15 protein-coding genes are annotated in these 17,595 nt (G+C 37.0%); 7 read left to right on the forward strand and 8 right to left on the reverse strand.

Going from position 1 to position 17,595, the window contains the following annotated elements:
• Positions 1-15: 15 nt before the first annotated feature.
• The 5 genes from pyk to OZP13_RS16855 all read right to left on the reverse strand — a co-directional run bounded on the left by pyk (position 16) and on the right by OZP13_RS16855 (position 4,474).
• Entirely contained in the window at positions 16-1,446 is a 1,431-nt protein-coding gene (gene pyk / locus OZP13_RS16835; RefSeq protein WP_281297944.1) for a pyruvate kinase, read from the reverse strand.
• 5 nt (positions 1,447-1,451) lie between these two features.
• Positions 1,452-1,940 (reverse strand): IPExxxVDY family protein, encoded by a 489-nt coding sequence (locus OZP13_RS16840; protein ID WP_281297945.1) that lies wholly within the window; start codon positions 1,938-1,940, stop codon positions 1,452-1,454.
• Positions 1,941-2,053: 113 nt separating this feature from the next.
• Positions 2,054-2,794, reverse strand: coding sequence for a ribonuclease III (rnc, locus tag OZP13_RS16845; protein WP_281297946.1), 741 nt, complete (start codon positions 2,792-2,794; stop codon positions 2,054-2,056).
• 11 nt (positions 2,795-2,805) lie between these two features.
• A complete protein-coding gene (fabF, locus tag OZP13_RS16850; protein ID WP_281297947.1) occupies positions 2,806-4,059 on the reverse strand; it encodes a beta-ketoacyl-ACP synthase II in 1,254 nt (417 codons plus the stop codon).
• 178 nt (positions 4,060-4,237) lie between these two features.
• Positions 4,238-4,474 (reverse strand): acyl carrier protein, encoded by a 237-nt coding sequence (locus OZP13_RS16855; protein ID WP_007137004.1) that lies wholly within the window; start codon positions 4,472-4,474, stop codon positions 4,238-4,240.
• A 174-nt stretch (positions 4,475-4,648) separates the two neighbouring features.
• Between OZP13_RS16855 and purN the strand changes: the two genes are divergently transcribed.
• Entirely contained in the window at positions 4,649-5,218 is a 570-nt protein-coding gene (gene purN / locus OZP13_RS16860) for a phosphoribosylglycinamide formyltransferase (protein WP_269241290.1), read from the forward strand.
• 9 nt (positions 5,219-5,227) lie between these two features.
• Positions 5,228-5,707 carry a ribonuclease HI gene (rnhA, locus tag OZP13_RS16865; protein ID WP_281297948.1) on the forward strand — a complete coding sequence of 160 codons (480 nt, stop codon included), beginning with the start codon at positions 5,228-5,230 and terminating at the stop codon, positions 5,705-5,707.
• 89 nt (positions 5,708-5,796) lie between these two features.
• Here rnhA and OZP13_RS16870 read toward each other — a convergent pair whose 3' ends face one another.
• Entirely contained in the window at positions 5,797-6,528 is a 732-nt protein-coding gene (locus tag OZP13_RS16870; protein ID WP_281297949.1) for a hypothetical protein, read from the reverse strand.
• Between the two features lie 446 nt (positions 6,529-6,974).
• Here OZP13_RS16870 and OZP13_RS16875 point away from each other — a divergent pair, with 446 nt between their 5' ends.
• Together OZP13_RS16875 and OZP13_RS16880 are read left to right on the forward strand one after the other, a co-directional pair.
• A complete protein-coding gene (locus OZP13_RS16875) occupies positions 6,975-7,898 on the forward strand; it encodes a PfkB family carbohydrate kinase (RefSeq protein ID WP_281297950.1) in 924 nt (307 codons plus the stop codon).
• 67 nt (positions 7,899-7,965) lie between these two features.
• Positions 7,966-9,864, forward strand: a complete 1,899-nt coding sequence (locus OZP13_RS16880; protein ID WP_281297951.1) for an amidophosphoribosyltransferase — start codon at positions 7,966-7,968, stop codon at positions 9,862-9,864.
• Between the two features lie 289 nt (positions 9,865-10,153).
• Here OZP13_RS16880 and OZP13_RS16885 read toward each other — a convergent pair whose 3' ends face one another.
• Positions 10,154-10,759, reverse strand: a complete 606-nt coding sequence (locus OZP13_RS16885) for a superoxide dismutase (RefSeq protein ID WP_281297952.1) — start codon at positions 10,757-10,759, stop codon at positions 10,154-10,156.
• Positions 10,760-11,036: 277 nt separating this feature from the next.
• Entirely contained in the window at positions 11,037-11,255 is a 219-nt protein-coding gene (locus OZP13_RS16890) for a helix-turn-helix domain-containing protein (protein ID WP_269241295.1), read from the reverse strand.
• A 184-nt stretch (positions 11,256-11,439) separates the two neighbouring features.
• Between OZP13_RS16890 and OZP13_RS16895 the strand changes: the two genes are divergently transcribed.
• From OZP13_RS16895 to kbl, 3 genes are all read left to right on the forward strand, one after another.
• On the forward strand, positions 11,440-12,507 hold the full coding sequence (locus OZP13_RS16895) for a type I restriction endonuclease (RefSeq protein WP_269241296.1): 1,068 nt from the start codon (positions 11,440-11,442) through the stop codon (positions 12,505-12,507).
• A gap of 152 nt (positions 12,508-12,659) precedes the next feature.
• A complete protein-coding gene (locus OZP13_RS16900) occupies positions 12,660-16,265 on the forward strand; it encodes a UvrD-helicase domain-containing protein (RefSeq protein ID WP_281297953.1) in 3,606 nt (1,201 codons plus the stop codon).
• Between the two features lie 50 nt (positions 16,266-16,315).
• Complete coding sequence (gene kbl, locus OZP13_RS16905) at positions 16,316-17,506, forward strand: glycine C-acetyltransferase (RefSeq protein ID WP_281297954.1); 1,191 nt, start codon at positions 16,316-16,318, stop codon at positions 17,504-17,506.
• The last annotated feature ends 89 nt before the right edge of the window (positions 17,507-17,595 follow it).

Here is a 17,595-nt window from a genome sequence, read left to right on the forward strand (position 1 = left end):
TTGATAGGTTTTAAGCTATTCTATTTCTGAAACTCTCAAGGTGTTTACCATACCTTTATCGGTAAGAGGCATTGCAGAAAGGTTTACCAAGAAATCTCCTTTGGTTACATATCCTTTTTGTCTTGCGATTTCGTTTACGTCAGAAACGGTGTCATCCGTACTTACCGAGCTGTCATAATAGAAAGATTTTACTCCCCACAATAAATTAAGACGGGTCAAGATTCGTTTATTGGAAGTAAATACCAAAATATGGGATTGAGGTCTCCAAGCCGATATTTGGAAAGCAGTATAACCGCTGTTTGTCAAGGTGCAAATTGCTTTCGCCTTGATTCCGTTGGCCATTTGTGTGGCGTGGTGACAAACAATTTTAGTGATAAAACGGCTTGTTTTGATTTGCGGCGTGTTTTGGGGAACTTGAATTAGCGGAGAATCTTCCACTGCTTCAAGAATTTGTGTCATTTGTTGAATTACCTGAACAGGATAATTACCCGTGGCAGTTTCTCCAGAAAGCATTACGGCATCGGCACCATCCATAACCGAGTTGGCTACGTCATTTACCTCAGCACGAGTAGGAGTCAAACTTGTAATCATGGTTTCCATCATTTGGGTGGCCACGATAACGGGAATTCTGGCTGTTTTTGCTCTTCTGATTAATTCTTTTTGAACCAAAGGTACTTCGTGTGCAGGAAGTTCCACTCCCAAATCTCCACGAGCTACCATCAAGGCATCAGAATAAGCAATAATTTTGTCAATATTTTCCAATGCTTCCGGCATTTCTATTTTGGCAACGATTGGAATTTTATAATCAGAATGTTCTGCAATCAATTCTTGTAGGTCTTGTAAATCTCTTGGCGTTTTCACGAATGATAGCGCAATCCAGTCTACGTTTTGACCAATGGCAAAAATGGCATCGGCAATATCTTTTTCGGTCAATGCAGGCAAGGAAATTTTTGTGTTGGGAAGATTTACCCCTTTTTTGGATTTCAATTCACCACCTTGAAGAACGCGTGCCAAAACTTCGGTATTTTTGTCTGTTTCGACAATTTCGAAGATTAGTTTACCGTCGTCAAGCAAGATTTTTTCTCCTGGATTTACATCGTTTGGAAAATTTTTGTATTTCATGAAAACTTTTTTGGCAGTACCAAGAATGTCTTCGGCAGTTGTAAAGGTGATTAAGTCACCATCATTTACCACTACGCCTTCTTCCATTACGCCTACTCGAAGTTTAGGTCCTTGCAAGTCTCCAAGAATTGCGGTTGTGTATCCAAATTCTTCGTTAAGGCCTCGAATTATATTGATTTTTTGTTTAACATCTTCATAGTCTGCGTGCGAAAAATTTATTCTAAACACATTTACACCTGCGTCAATCATGTCTTTGATGATCTCTCTAGTACTACATGCAGGTCCAAGGGTGGCTACAATTTTTGTTTTTTTCTTTGTAATCATTTGTATTAAAAAATTAAATTGTTTTTTGACTTTATTTTATTTGTTTCAACGGAATATGCCGTCGTTATGCTTTCAATCGTGTTTAACATGGATTGTATTTTTGATAAATCCATGGATTCATCTGTATTTTCAATTTTCAAAAAATAATCAACTTTCTTGAATTCGGGAAGCAAATAAACTTTTGTCGAAACTTCCACGTTTAAATTCGAAAATAGACCTTGGCCATTGTCGTTTTTTTGGTGGATTACTTCATTTATATTTTGAATTAAATTCCAAGTAATCGCTTTTTCAACATCATGATAATAAAATCGCGAGAATTTTGTCTCTCCTTCTTTTATGTTAATTTGAATTTCATTCTTGTTTTTGCCCAAATTTATTGGAAGCTTTTGATTGATGGAATAAGCTAACCGATAATCTTCCAATGAAGTATGAATAGCAATAAGATGATAATCTATTTCGTCAAACTCGCCAAGATCCAATTTATGAACTGCCATTTCCTGAAAAAATAAGATGCAAAGATAGTGTTTCTATCGGAAGCAATAACCTCTCAAAACGGATGATTTATTAATTTATATGCGAAAACGATGTAGCTAACATCTTGTTGTAATCATTTATTGTCAATTTTTTTTTGAAATGCAAAATACGCACGTTGCGATGCTTTTTCTTCCGCTTTCTTTTTGGAAGTTGCCCTTGCTTTTGCAATTACTTTTTCGTCGATACTTAGCTTTACCCCGAATAAGCGTTGTCCATCTATTCCGTTATCCTCAAAAATATCATAGTGAAATTGTTTCTTTTCTTTTTGACACCATTCTATGAGCAGGCTTTTATAACTAATCACTTTTCCTTCCAATCGCGCAATGTCCACATAAGGAATTACAACCCTTTTCTGGATGAATTTTTCGCAGTATTCATAACCTCTGTCCAGGTAAATTGCCCCGACCAGCGATTCAAAAATATTGCCGTGAATGTTTTCTCCAAAATGTTGCACGGGAACTTTGCTTGCTATGAATCGAATGAGATTCAAATCTTTTCCCAATTCGTTCAAATGTTCCCTACTGACAATTTTCGACCTCATTTTGGTGAGATAACCTTCGTCTCCCGCGGGAGCTTTATTGAACAAATGGGCTGCAATTACCGAGCTTAACATGGCGTCTCCCAGAAATTCAAGACGTTCATAATTAATTGCGTTTCCCAGTTCGTCCAACTTGTTGGAGGAGCGATGGGTAAATGCTTTTTTGTAGTAATCGAGCGTTTTTGGGTCAAAGCCCAAAATTTCACGTATAGCATCAAAAAAAATCCCGTCTTCTAGAGAACGGGATTTTGAAAATATTTTTCTAATTATACGCATTTGAATTATAATTAGTAACCTAGTTTTTTTACCAATACACAAGCATTGTGTCCTCCAAAACCAAAAGTATTGCTCATCAATACATTCACGTCTCTTTTTTGGGCGACATTAAAAGTAAAGTTCAATTTAGAATTGATGTTCTCGTCATCGGTAAAATGATTGATTGTCGGAGGGACAATTCCATATTTTATCGAAAGGATAGACGATATGGTTTCTATTGCACCGGCGGCACCAAGTAAATGTCCTGTCATCGATTTTGTCGAGTTCAAGTTCATTGTGTAAGCGTGTTCGCCAAAAACATGTTCAATCGCTTTAGATTCTGCCAAGTCACCAAGCGGTGTCGAAGTTCCGTGCATATTCACGCCGTCAACATCGGTAGGTTTTAATCCGGCATCTCTCAAGCAGTTCAACATCACGTTTTTTGCGCCCAATCCTTCTGGATGTGGAGCAGTGATATGATAAGCGTCTGCCGACATTCCGCCGCCACCAACTTCGCAATAGATAGTTGCTCCGCGGGCAATGGCATGTTCGTATTCTTCCAAGATTAAAGCACCGGCTCCTTCGCCTAAAACAAAACCATCTCGGTCTTTATCCATAGGTCTAGAGGCAGTTTTTGGATCGTCATTTCGTGTCGAAAGGGCGTGCATGGCATTAAATCCTCCCATTCCTGCAATGGTTACCGCTGCTTCTGAACCACCAGTTACCATGGCATCAGCATGACCCAATCGAATATAATTGAATGCGTCAATAATGGCATTTGTTGATGAAGCACAAGCTGAAACAGTTGTGAAATTAGGACCTCTAAAACCATATTTAATGGAGATATGACCGCCGGCAATATCGGCAATCATTTTTGGGATAAAGAAAGGATTGAATTTTGGTGTTCCATCACCGGCTGCAAAGTTTAATACTTCGTTTTGAAAAGTTTCCAATCCGCCAATTCCAGAACCCCAGATTACGCCAACTCTATCTTTGTCTAATTTTTCAAAATTGAAACCAGCATCTTGTACCGCTTCTTCAGCTGCAACTAATGCATATTGTGCATAACGATCCATTTTTCGGGCTTCTTTTCTGTCAATGAAGTCTTCAACATTGAAGTTTTTCACTTCGCAGGCGAAATGAGTTCTAAACTTTGAAGGGTCATAATATGTTATTGGAGCCGCTCCACTAACGCCGTTAATAAGCCCATTCCAATACTCTTGAATATTGTTTCCAATTGGGGTAAGAGCACCTAGACCTGTTACAACAACTCGCCTTAATTCCATAATTAATTAAATTAGTATTTTTAAACAAATAAAACCCACGCTTTCTTGCTGTATTGATATCACAAAAGAGCTATGGGTGTTATAATATAAATATCATTTTTGATTGAATTTCAATCCGGAATTTAATTTTAAAAAATAATAACACCCGTTTGCAATGAAGCCAACGGGTGTTTTTTTATTATTTCTTAGCTTCTTCGATATAAGAAATTGCTTGACCTACAGTAGCGATATTTTCTGCTTGATCGTCTGGAATTTGAATATCAAATTCTTTTTCGAACTCCATAATAAGCTCTACAGTGTCTAATGAGTCAGCTCCTAAATCATTAGTGAAGCTAGCTTCTGTTACAACTTCGTTTTCGTCAACACCTAATTTGTCTACGATAATCGCTTTTACTCTTGATGCAATGTCTGACATAATCTTTAATTTTAAATTTTAATTGTTGGCAAAAATAAAAAACTTTATTTGAAAACAACTATTTAGTTAATAAATGTGACAGCTAATTTATAAAATAAATTCCACAAAGAGGGTGCAATGTTATTTATTATCACTTTTTATTCTTTTTTTTGCATAATTGAAATCTGTTTGAATATGAAAAAAATAGTAATTTTTGCTTCTGGATCGGGTACTAATGCTGAAAACATTATGAAACACTTTAAAAATAAGAACACTGGAACCGTCGTTTCTGTTTTTACAAATAATCCAAAAGCTTTTGTGATTGAAAGGGCCAAAAATTTTCAAGTTCCAACAGAAATTTTCACCAAAGAAGAATTAACGGAAGGTAAAGTATTACAAAAAATAAATGCTTTACAACCCGATTTGATAGTTCTTGCCGGTTTTTTGTTAAAATTTCCCGAAAATATTGTAGCGCAGTATCCAGATAAAATAATAAACGTGCATCCAGCCTTGTTGCCAAAATATGGCGGAAAAGGAATGTATGGAAGCAATGTGCACAAAGCCATTGTCGAAAACAAGGAAAAGGAAACCGGAATTACCATTCATTACGTCAACGAGAATTATGATGAAGGGAATATTATTTTTCAAAAAAAGGTGACGGTTTTAATAACAGATACTCCAGAAGTGGTGGCCGAAAAAATACATGCACTGGAACAACAATATTTTCCCGCAGTCATTGAGAATCTTCTAACTTCCAATCTCTAACCTCGTACCTTGAATCACGACATACATATATATACGGACGGAGCTGCCAAGGGAAACCCCGGTCGCGGTGGCTATGGCGTCGTGATGGAATTGGTGGGAGCGCCCCATAAAAAAGAATTCTACGAAGGTTTTCGTCATACTACCAATAACAGGATGGAATTGCTGGCCGTAATCGTGGGTCTCGAAAAACTAAAAAACCCCAACATGAAAGTGTTGGTTGTTTCGGATTCCAAATATGTGGTGGATTCCGTTTTGAAGAAATGGGTGTTTGGTTGGGAGAAAAAAGGTTTTGTAGGTCGGAAAAATCCCGATTTATGGAAACGCTTTCTTGCTGTTTACCGAAAACATCAAGTCGATTTCAAGTGGATAAAAGGACACAACAACCATCCCCAAAACGAGCGTTGCGATGAATTGGCGGTTTTTGCATCCAGTCAAAAGACACTTTCCGTGGATGCTTTCTATGAAAAAGAAGAGGGGAAGCTGTTGTAAACGATTAAATAGAATTACTTCCTCATTTTTAACAACTCGTTGTACTCTTCAGGCAACTTCAAGTACTCCTTTTTCCAGTGTAAAGTAAATCACCAGCCCCCGGCAAAAACCACGCAGGCAGGATTCAATTCCTTGTTGTTGACATAATTCCTTGCAGTAAACTTATTGGTGTTGTAGTACATTAGTTTGGCAGTTGCCAGAACAAAATAATCGGGAGGAAGCGGAAGGCTGGTCCAGCTGGTTGCTGGAACTAAATCCATTTGTCTTTCAATAGGCAAAATAAAATGCGTTTCGACTACAGCTTTGTCGGGTTCCAAGTTGGTGGCCAAAACATACACCACCAATTCTGCTTGATAGGTTTGTTCTGCAAAAACAACCTCTGTTTTGGGTTCAAATTCAGGTATTAGTACCTTTAGTTGGCGTTGCGAATCCAAACTGATAGCCAAGTTAGGCAAAAAATAATCCGCGAAAGGAGAGTGGGTGTTAAATTCAAAACCCGCCAACGCACTCATGTCAGCATTGCAGGGAGTGCGCTGCCCTTTGAGTTTTGCCGTGTTCGTTTGCAGGGCTTGATAAAGTTGTCCAGTAAGACGTTTGTACATATAAGTGTCTGTAAGCCCAACCAAAAAAGGAATTAACGAAATCCGCAATTTTTTAGCCCAACGGCTGCATTGGGTGAATTCGGAAGCGCTCAATTTTGTGGCCTTGGTTTGATTTACTTTTTCGGGTTTGGACTGCACAATTTGTTTGCCGTTGACATTCCTGAAAACCAAATTGGCTATGCTTCCGCTGATGATGCTTTTTTTATCGATTCTTGCCATTCTGCAAAGTGTTAGTAATGTGCAGTGTAAAGGTACTGATAACTCTGATATCGTCCCTATATACTTTAAGTTAATTTTAATACTTTTCTATGTTTTTTCTAAATCCACTCTATAAAAATAACTGATAGTATAGATTGAGTATAGACTCATTATAGAGACATTATAGATTCAACAAGAAGTAAGCAGCAATAAAACAGCGCTTTACTATTCCTTGAAAGGGCAAGTATAAAGAGCAAATAGCTCAATTTTCGTTGCGACTATCTAGAAAAAGGGCATAAAAAAACAGATGGGCTCATTTGGTTTTTTTAAATCCAATTTGGTTTGGTTTAAGTTTTAAGTTTTTTGAAATAGTTTTAGCCCAACTTTTATGAAAACTTTGAGCGCTTCATCCTTTGCAACTCTAAAACTTATAAACTATCTTTGCCGCTTAATTCGAAACACACAGAATGAATAAATTATTGATTGTCGGAACGGTTGCTTTCGACGCCATTGAAACACCTTTTGGCAAAACAGACAAAATCTTGGGTGGTGCAGGGACTTACATAGGGCTTTCTGCTTCTCATTTTAATCTTCAATCTGCTATTGTTTCTGTTGTTGGCGATGATTTCCCGCAAGAATATTTAGATTTATTGACCGATAGAAACATCGATATTTCAGGTCTTGAAGTCGTTAAAGGGGGCAAGACCTTCTTTTGGAGTGGTTTATACCACAACGATTTGAACTCCAGGGATACTTTGGCAACCGAGTTGAACGTATTGGCCGATTTTCAGCCAAAAGTTCCCCAAAATTTCAAAACCGCCGATGTGGTAATGCTAGGAAACTTGCATCCATTGGTGCAAAGCAGTGTTTTGGATCAAATGGACGTCAAACCTAAATTAGTGGTTTTGGACACCATGAATTTCTGGATGGATTGTGCGTTGCCGGAATTATTGGACGTCATCAAGCGTGTGGATGTTATCACCATCAATGACGAAGAAGCCAGACAATTGTCAGGAGAATATTCATTGGTGAAAGCGGCCGTAAAAATTCACGCTATGGGACCAAAATACGTGGTTATCAAAAAAGGAGAACACGGCGCTTTGCTGTTTCACGACCACCAAATTTTCTTTGCGCCAGCCTTGCCGTTAGAAGAAGTTTTTGATCCAACGGGAGCGGGAGACACCTTCGCGGGAGGATTTGCCGGATATTTAACCCAAAGCGAAAACATATCATTCAAAAACATGAAAAACGCCATTATTTACGGGTCTAATTTAGCTTCCTTCTGTGTGGAGAAATTTGGAACCGAAAGAATGGTAGGATTAGAAAAAGAAGAAGTGGTGTCGAGATTGAAACAATTCAAGTCATTGACCCAATTTGACATAGAACTATAATGCACAAAACTGAAGCCTCGGAAACGGGGCTTTTTTAATAAAAAACCAACTACAACACTACTATACGATGAGCGACGCAATTAAACATGAATGCGGGATTGCCCTTTTAAGATTAAAGAAACCGCTTGAATTCTACAAAGAAAAATACGGTTCAGCTTTCTACGGAATACAGAAAATGTACCTCCTTATGGAAAAGCAACACAATCGTGGGCAGGATGGAGCAGGTTTTGCAAGTATTAAACTTGATGTGGAACCAGGAGAGAGATATATTAGTCGTGTGCGTTCCAATGAAGCACAACCTATCCAGGATGTTTTTGCACAGATAAACGACAGGATTAACGAGGAATTGTCAGCAAATCCAGAATATTTGGATGATGTGGCTTTGCAAAAAAAGAAGATTCCCTATTTAGGCGAATTGTTCCTCGGGCACGTTCGTTACGGAACTTTTGGAAAAAATAGCATAGAAAGTGTTCACCCTTTTTTACGTCAGAACAACTGGATGCACAGAAACCTGATTTTGGCCGGGAATTTCAACATGACCAATGTAAAAGAACTTTTCCAAAGTCTTATTGATTTGGGCCAACATCCAAAAGAAATGGCCGATACTGTTACGGTGATGGAAAAAATTGGACATTTCTTGGACAATGCCGTGACTGATTTGTACCAAGAATGCAAAAATCACGGTTTGACAAAAAGAGAAGCATCACCTGTAATCGCCGAAAAATTGGACGTGGCCAGAATTTTGAGAAGAGCTTCCAAAAACTTGGATGGTGGTTATGCTATGGCAGGACTTTTGGGTCACGGAGACGCCTTTGTTTTTAGGGATCCAGCAGGAATTCGTCCCGCTTATTTTTATGAAGATGACGAAATTGTGGTAGTCGCTTCGGAACGTCCGGTTATCCAAACGGTTTTCAATGTAGATTTTGACAAAGTTCAGGAGCTGCAACCCGGAAACGCCTTAATCATCAAGAAAAACGGAACGGTAACCGAGCAGGAAATACTTCCTCCAACCGTTAAAAAAGCTTGTTCTTTCGAAAGAATTTATTTCTCTCGCGGAAGCGATGCCGAGATATATCAAGAAAGAAAAAACTTGGGAAAATTGATTCTTCCAGCTGTTTTAGACGCCATTGGTGATGATACTGATAATACGGTTTTCTCCTATATTCCAAATACTGCCGAAACATCTTTCTACGGAATGGTCGAAGCGGCTCAAGATTTCTTGAATCAAAGAAAAAATAATTACATTCTTGAAAACAGGAAAAAATTAACCAAAGAAAAATTGGAGGAAATCCTTTCAGTAAAAATCAGGACCGAGAAAGTGGCCATCAAAGATGCTAAACTAAGAACTTTCATCACCGAAGACAGCAGTCGTAATGACTTGGTTGCCCACGTATATGACGTTACTTATGGCGTGATAAAACCAACCGACAATTTGGTAATTATTGACGACAGCATCGTGCGAGGAACAACGCTTAAAATGAGTATCATCAAAATGATGGATCGTTTGAAGCCCAAAAGCATTGTTGTAGTTTCATCGGCACCGCAAATTCGTTACCCGGATTGTTATGGAATCGATATGGCCAAACTCGAAGGTTTAATCGCTTTCCAGGCGGCATTGGAATTATTGAAAGAAAGAAACCTATATCATATTGTGGACGAGGTTTACGTTAAATGCAAAAAACAGGAAGATTTGCACGACAATGATGTGGTAAATTTTGTCAACGAAATCTATGCGCCATTTAAGCCACAAGAAATCTCGGATAAAATAGCACAGTTGTTGAGTTCGCCAGAAATCAATGCCGAAGTGAAAATTATTTTCCAAACGGTTGAGAATTTGCATATTGCATGTCCTAAAAATTTAGGCGACTGGTATTTTACCGGAGATTATCCAACTCCAGGAGGGAATCGTGTTGTAAACAAGGCGTTTATGAATTTTTATGAAGGAAAAAATGCAAGAGCATATTAAATTATTTTTAAGTATTTCAACGACTATTTGAGTATTTCGTCTAATTTATTTGTTGAAAGCTTATTGTAGATATATCTTTACATCACCATAATATTAGTAGGTTAAGTTTATGGTAGATTTGGGGCAAAAAAGGTGAAAGCAATTTCACCTTTTTTATTGGAATAAAGTCAAGGTTTTAGATTGCAGAATTTAGATTTCAGATTTAAGGAAATCACAAAAAAATAGACGAACAACCTTTCAGTCATCCGTCCATTCTCTATATTCTTTGTTCTATTTTCTAAAAAAAGAATTATTTTGCAGCAGCATATCTTTTTGCTACTTCGTCCCAGTTAATTACATTGAAGAAAGCTTCAATATAATCCGGTCTTCTGTTTTGGTAATGCAAATAGTAAGCGTGTTCCCAAACGTCCATTCCAAGGATTGGAGTTCCGCCACAACCTACGCCAGGCATCAAGGTGTTGTCTTGGTTTGGTGTTCCGCAAACTTCCAATTTACCGTCTTTCACGCACAACCAAGCCCATCCTGAACCAAATTGAGTTGCTCCAGCTTTTGCAAAAGCAGCTTTAAAAGCGTCGAAAGAACCAAAAGCGCTTTCAATTCCTGCCAATAATTCTCCTGTTGGCAATCCGCCACCGTTTGGAGACATTATCGTCCAAAACAAACTGTGATTGAAATGTCCGCCACCGTTGTTGCGAACAGCCATGTTCTTCATGTCCAAATTTGTCAAAATATCTTCGATGCTTTTACCTTCCAATTCAGTTCCTGCGATAGCAGCATTAACGTTGGTAATGTAAGCATTATGATGTTTCGTGTGATGGATTTCCATCGTGCGCGCATCAATATGAGGTTCTAACGCATCGTACGCATAAGGTAATTGTGGTAATTCAAAAGCCATAATATAGTTGTTTAATGATTTATAAATATTTTATTCAAAATTAAACAATTAACTTTGGAATTGGTAATTCTATTTCGTTATAGTTTTATTAAATAAATTGATAGTGTGGTTTATGTCACACTGAGCTTGTCGAAGTGAGGAGCTATTTCCTGCTTTCCACTTTATCTTTTCTTGCTTAAAGGAAGCAAGAAAAGGATGCCGTTGCAATCAGGGCTAGGGTATTTGGGTTAAGAATAAAATTAGTTTTTTGAATGAAGATTAACGATTTCAAATACTTCTAATCGTTAAACTTAAATAATTCGATTATATTTATTTCCAAAGCTTTTGATACTATCTCCAAAGTAGAAAGAGTTGCATTTGCCCTGCCAGCTTCTAATCTGGACATATTACTTTTCTCAAAATTACACTTGGCAGCCAAATCCTGTTGAGAGATACTTTTCTCTTGACGGATTTTTTGAATGCGTTTGCCAACCTGTATTTGTATTGATTCTTCCAAACTCTCTTATCATTTACGATAAGTCAAAATTTGTTTTATATTTGCGTAATGTGGTTATCGTAAATGATAACTAAAAAAATATTTTGCCGAAATGTGGAAAGCCGTAAAGGAATGAGTTTTTTCCTTGATAGATTTGATGGGAAATAAAAAATGGAAAGTAACAATATAAACTAAACAATAAATTATGGATTTAAAAGACCAACTTAAATTAATTGCTGACCGAACAAAACACAAAGACAATATTCAAACCGAAGAAGCTACAAAAAACGCATTTGTAATGCCATTTTTGCAAAGTTTAGGTTACGATGTTTTTAATCCATTAGAAGTTGTTCCTGAATTTATTGCAGACATTGGAATCAAAAAAGGAGAGAAAATTGATTATGCCATTTTTAAAGATGGAAATCCTACGATTTTGGTTGAATGTAAAGATTGGAGACAAAATTTGAATGTTCACGACGGACAGCTTTTGAGATATTTTCACGTTTCAAAAGCAAAGTTTGGCTTGCTGACAAACGGGATTGTTTACCGATTTTATTCTGATTTAGTAATGCCAAATAAAATGGACGAAAAACCATTTTTAGAATTTAATATTACCGAGATTAAAGACAACCAAGTTGAGGAATTGAAAAAATTTCACAAAGCCAATTTTGATGCCGAAAGTATTGTAAATACAGCCAGTGAAATGAAATTTATGAATGAACTCAAACATTTGCTAAACAAAGAACTTACAGAACCAACTCCAGAGTTTGTAAAGTATTTTGCTAAACAAGTTTACCCAAGTGTTGTGACTGCAAGAGTTTTGGAGCAATTCACGGAATTGACTAAAAAATCCATTCAGCAATACATCAGTGATTTAATCACGGACAGATTGAAAAATGCTTTATCAAAAGAAGATGAAAAAAGTAAAACTGAAAACATTGTTGAAATTTCGGCAGAACAAAATCTGGAAGATATTAGCAAAGTGAACACGACAGCAGAAGAACTGGAGGGATTTTTGATTGTGAAAACTATTTTGCGACAAAATATTCCAGCCACGAGAGTGACTTATAGAGATGCACAATCGTATTTTGCCATTTTCTTAGATGATAATAATAGAAAAGCGGTTTGCCGATTGTACTTAAACGGCGGAAAAAAATTCATTGGATTATTTGATGAAAACAAAAAAGAAACAAAAAACGAAATAGAAACTTTAGATGATATTTTTAAATATTCAGCAGAACTGTTGAAGACTATTGAGATGTACGAAAAATAAAAAAGATATTTTGTTTCAATATTTTGAATTGCCTTTGGCCTTAGCCAAAGGTTTTTTTGTTGAATTTATTGGCTTCAACGATTAAGATTTAAAAACAATAGAAAGTTAGAAATCTTTGTACTACTTTTAATCCTGATTAATCAAAAATCAAAATGCAAAGACCCTCATTCTCCATATACGATGCATCGGCAGGTTCGGGAAAAACCTATGCACTTGTCAAAGAATACCTGAAAATCATTCTCGTTGCCCATAAAAATGATGCTTATCGGAACATTCTCGCCATCACGTTTACCAACAAAGCGGTTCACGAAATGAAAAGCAGAATTGTCGGCAATTTATCAGAATTTGCCAAAGACGAACCGAGCAAAAAAGCACAAGATTTAATGCAGGATTTGGCAAAAGATACTGAACTTTCCATCATTCAAATCAAAGCCAAATCACAGCAGATCATCAAGCATATTATTCATAATTATGCTGCTTTTGATATTTCGACCATCGATAAATTCACGCACAAAGTAATTCGAGCATTTGCTCACGATTTGGGTTTGCCAATGACTTTTGAAGTCACATTAGATACCGAAAATTTGCTCGTTGAAGCCGTCGATGCCATCATTGCACAAGCCGGAGAAGACGAAACCTTGACCAAATTGCTCATCGATTTCACGATGGAAAAAACTGACGACGACAAATCTTGGGATATTTCCAGAGAAATATTGGAAACCGGTCGTTTGGTGCTTAATGAAAACAACCGAAATGAAATTACCCATTTTCAAGAAAAAACCATTGCCGAATTTGTCGAGATAAAAGACAAACTCGCCGAAACTTGTAGCGTTTTGGAAAAGGAAAATACGGAATTAGCCGCAAGTGCTTTGGCATTGATTGAAAAAAACGGAATTGATTTGAAATCATTTTCAGGTTCTTATTTTCCAAAACATTTGCAAAGTATTGTGGATGGGAAATTCAACCCGAAAAACAAAACCTACCACGAATCTGAAGATATAAAAATCAATAAAACTGCTAAAGACGGCGCTTTGATTGAAAATATTGTTCCCGAATTGTTGCAAATTCTCGACACTGTTTACAAGAATTTTGAAAAGCGGGATTTCTACAAAGCCTTTCTGAAAAACATCACGCCATTGTCGTTGTTGAATACTGTCAGCAATGAATTGGCCAAAATTCAGGAAGAGCAAAACGTGCTTTCCATTTCGGAATTCAACGCCATTATACATCGTGAAATTCAAAACCAGCCGGCACCTTTTATTTACGAAAGATTGGGCGAGCGTTATCGTCATTTTTTTATTGACGAATTCCAGGATACATCCGAAATGCAATGGCAAAACCTGATTCCGCTGATTGACAACGCCACCTCCAGCGAAATTGACGGCGAAAAAGGAACCTTGATGATTGTTGGCGACCCAAAACAATCTATTTACCGCTGGCGTGGCGGAAAAGCCGAGCAGTTTATCGAATTGAGCAAAGAGCATAATCCGTTCAACAATCCCGAGAAAGTTTTAGAACATTTAGACAAAAATTACCGTTCGTATTCGCAAATAATCGAATTCAATAATGAGTTTTTTCAATTGTTGGCTAATGAATTCGAGCATTTAGATTACAAAGATTTGTACCAAAATCACAGCCATCAAAAAAGCAATGCCAAAACGGGTGGTTACGTCAATATTTCCTTCATTCCAAAAATAGAAGAAAGCGAAGAAGAAGAAGTATTGGACAAAACGGAATTGTATTTATTGGCGACTTTAAACACCATTCAAAAAGTACAAAAACAAGGTTTTGAACTCAAAGATATTGTCATTTTAACCCGAAAACGCAGCCACGGAATTGCCGTTGCCAATTATTTGACCGAGCAAGGAATTCCCCTTTTATCGTCGGAAACACTGATGATTCAAAATGCTACCGAAGTTCGATTCATTATTTATTTATTGAAATATTTAAAAAACAGTTCCGACTTGGAAGCCAAAGCACATTTTCTTCATTATGTAGCTGAACACATTCAGGATCAATTGCCTGTTCACGATTTCATCGCCCAAGGAATGGAGAAAAAGCAGGAAGTTGAATTTGAAAAATGGTTAACAAATTTTGATATTTCGCTTTCTTTTCAAGACATTCGAAAAAAATCGTTGTATGAATCGGTGGAGCTTATTGTTAGTAAATTCCTCCTCCCAACCTCCTCCAAAGGAGGAGGAGCCGAAACCCGAAAGTTAGGGTATATGACAGGTGGTAATTATTCACATTTGTTGATAGAAAAAGCTCAGGAAAAGAGAAAGAATCCAACCGAGGCAGAAAAGGTTTTGTGGTCAGAGTTGAGGTCATCGGCTTTGGGTCACAAATTTAGACAACAGCATTTGATAGCTGATTTCATTGTTGACTTTGTTTGTTTGCCGAGAAAATTAATAATTGAAGTCGATGGAGAATATCATTTTACCGAGGAACAAATTCAATTGGACAAAGAACGAACAGCTGTTTTAAATGGATTAGGGTATAAGGTAATTCGATTTACAAATAACGAAGTTATAACAAATATTCATAGTGTTTTAGATAACATACAAGAAGTATTAAAAATACAAGGACAACTTCAAAACTCCAATATATCTGTTTCGTCTCCCTCCCCTTCGGGGAGGGTCGGGGAGGGGAATGCGTACGTACAATATTTTCTCGACATTGTTTTGGAACGCGATGTTCGCAACCAAGCTGGAATTTCAGACTTCTTGAATTATTGGGACAAAAATGCCGAGAAATTCAGCATTCCATCGCCCGAAGGTAAAAATGCGGTTCGGATTATGACCATTCACAAATCGAAAGGATTGGAATTTCCAGTCGTGATTATGCCTTTTGCCGATGAAGATTACGCTAAAAGTCCAAAAAGCAAATTATGGATAGACACCGAGGTGGACGATTTTGGTTTGCCAAAAGTTTTGGTAGACAACAGCAAGGCCGTTGAAGGTTTTGGAGAAGCGGCAAAATCCGTTTATGTCCAGAAATCACAGGAGGAATTATTGGACAATGTCAATGTTTTGTATGTGGCTTTAACTCGTGCCGAAGAACAATTGTACGTGATTTCGAATATGAATTTAGATTCTAAAGGTGTTGCGAGAAAGAATAACATGTCCACTTTTTTCGTTGAATATTTGATTAACAAAGGTGAATTTGAGGAAGAAAAATTAGAATACGAATTTGGAAATCCTGCCAAATTATCATCTGGAAGCGACAAAACGGAAGATGTACAATTAATTCAGTCGGTTAGTAAAGTTCTTGATCCCAAAAATATTAAAATTGCCCAACGAGAATCGGTAATGTGGGGGACGCATCAGCAAGAAGCAATCGAATATGGAAATGTAGTTCACGAGATATTGTCTTTAGTAAAAACCAAGAGCGATGTTGATTTGGCTATTACAAAAGCTTTAGAGGGTGGATTAATTACGGTTAATCAAAAAGACACAGTTCGTAAAAGTATTCAAGAAATTGTCAATCATCCGGAACTTTCGATTTGTTTCGAAGAAGGAAACGAAGTTTTGAATGAGCAAACCATTATTCAAAAAGAAGGTAAAACCATCAAGCCGGACCGAATGGTTTTGACCAAAGACAAAAGCGTTTTCTTGTTGGATTACAAAACAGGAACTCATAATCCTAAATACCAATTGCAATTAGAAAATTACCAAAAAGCCATTGAATTAATGGGGTATAAAGTGGTGAAAAAATCGCTTATATATATAGGTGTAGAAATCAATGTGGTAAATTTGTAAAATAGTAGGGTAATAAAGATCTAAAAACATTAATTCTTTAAATTTTTAATATGTACGGAAAAATACAACAGTACTTGCAATCTGAACTTCAAATGATTGAAGACAACGGAATTTTTAAAAAAGAAAGAATCATCACCTCACCACAAGGACCAGAAATTACTGTTAATGGGGAAACGGTTTTGAATTTTTGTGCCAATAATTATCTTGGGCTTTCTTCGCATCCAGAAGTAATTCAGGCGGCTAAAGACACGATGGACACACACGGTTTCGGAATGTCATCAGTTCGGTTTATTTGCGGAACACAGGATATTCATAAAACCTTGGAAAAAAAGATTTCTGAATTCTACGGAACCGAAGACACGATTCTTTACGCGGCGGCTTTTGATGCCAATGGCGGAGTTTTCGAGCCTTTATTGAACGAAAACGATGCCATAATATCAGACATTTTGAATCATGCATCTATTATTGATGGCGTTCGATTATGTAAAGCAGCCCGTTACCGCTATGAAAACAGCGATATGGAAGATTTGGAACAACAATTAATAAAAGCTAATCAAGCAGGAGCTCGTTTTAAATTAATTGTAACTGACGGAGTGTTCTCAATGGATGGTGTTGTTGCTCCTTTGGACAAGATTTGTGATTTGGCTGATAAATACGATGCTTTGGTAATGGTGGACGAATGTCACGCAGCGGGATTTATAGGAGCAACAGGGAAAGGGACACTCGAGGCCAAAGGGGTAATGGGAAGGGTTGACATAATTACCGGAACTTTAGGAAAAGCACTTGGAGGTGCAATGGGAGGTTATACGACGGCCAAAAAAGAAATTATTGAATTGTTGCGTCAACGTTCAAGGCCTTATTTGTTTTCTAATTCATTGGCACCGGCAATCGTTGGGGCTTCCATCAAGGTTTTTGAATTATTGGAAAAAGACACGACACTTAGAGATAAATTGGAATGGAATGCCAATTATTTCAAAGCTGGAATTAAAAAAGCGGGATTTGACATAATAGATGGCGATTCTGCAATTGTTCCCGTAATGCTTTATGATGCAAAGTTGGCACAAACTATGGCAAATGAATTACTTGAAAAAGGAATTTATGTAATTGGTTTCTTTTTTCCGGTGGTTCCAAAAAACAAAGCGAGAATTAGAGTGCAATTGTCGGCTTCTCACTCACAAGAGAATCTGGATAAAGCTATTGAAGCTTTTATTCAAGTTGGAACGAATCTAAATGTGATATAATCTACATTTTTATTGTATTTTTTTTAACTTTTCGTTTTGTAGTTAAAAAATTACACGTTATATTTGTAGACTAAAAATAGTAATCTAAC

It is taken from the genome of Flavobacterium limnophilum, assembly GCF_027111315.2.
Classification (GTDB): domain Bacteria; phylum Bacteroidota; class Bacteroidia; order Flavobacteriales; family Flavobacteriaceae; genus Flavobacterium; species Flavobacterium limnophilum.

Bases quoted from the DNA above. Each gene is read 5' to 3' on its own strand.
- pyk (WP_281297944.1), bottom strand. From the start codon at position 1,446: ATGATTACAAAGAAAAAAACAAAAATTGTAGCCACCCTTGGACCTGCA.
- OZP13_RS16840 (WP_281297945.1), bottom strand. From the start codon at position 1,940: ATGGCAGTTCATAAATTGGATCTTGGCGAGTTTGACGAAATAGATTAT.
- rnc (WP_281297946.1), bottom strand. From the start codon at position 2,794: ATGCGTATAATTAGAAAAATATTTTCAAAATCCCGTTCTCTAGAAGAC.
- fabF (WP_281297947.1), bottom strand. From the start codon at position 4,059: ATGGAATTAAGGCGAGTTGTTGTAACAGGTCTAGGTGCTCTTACCCCA.
- OZP13_RS16855 (WP_007137004.1), bottom strand. From the start codon at position 4,474: ATGTCAGACATTGCATCAAGAGTAAAAGCGATTATCGTAGACAAATTA.
- purN (WP_269241290.1), top strand. From the start codon at position 4,649: ATGAAAAAAATAGTAATTTTTGCTTCTGGATCGGGTACTAATGCTGAA.
- OZP13_RS16870 (WP_281297949.1), bottom strand. From the start codon at position 6,528: ATGGCAAGAATCGATAAAAAAAGCATCATCAGCGGAAGCATAGCCAAT.
- OZP13_RS16875 (WP_281297950.1), top strand. From the start codon at position 6,975: ATGAATAAATTATTGATTGTCGGAACGGTTGCTTTCGACGCCATTGAA.
- OZP13_RS16880 (WP_281297951.1), top strand. From the start codon at position 7,966: ATGAGCGACGCAATTAAACATGAATGCGGGATTGCCCTTTTAAGATTA.
- OZP13_RS16885 (WP_281297952.1), bottom strand. From the start codon at position 10,759: ATGGCTTTTGAATTACCACAATTACCTTATGCGTACGATGCGTTAGAA.
- OZP13_RS16895 (WP_269241296.1), top strand. From the start codon at position 11,440: ATGGATTTAAAAGACCAACTTAAATTAATTGCTGACCGAACAAAACAC.
- OZP13_RS16900 (WP_281297953.1), top strand. From the start codon at position 12,660: ATGCAAAGACCCTCATTCTCCATATACGATGCATCGGCAGGTTCGGGA.
- kbl (WP_281297954.1), top strand. From the start codon at position 16,316: ATGTACGGAAAAATACAACAGTACTTGCAATCTGAACTTCAAATGATT.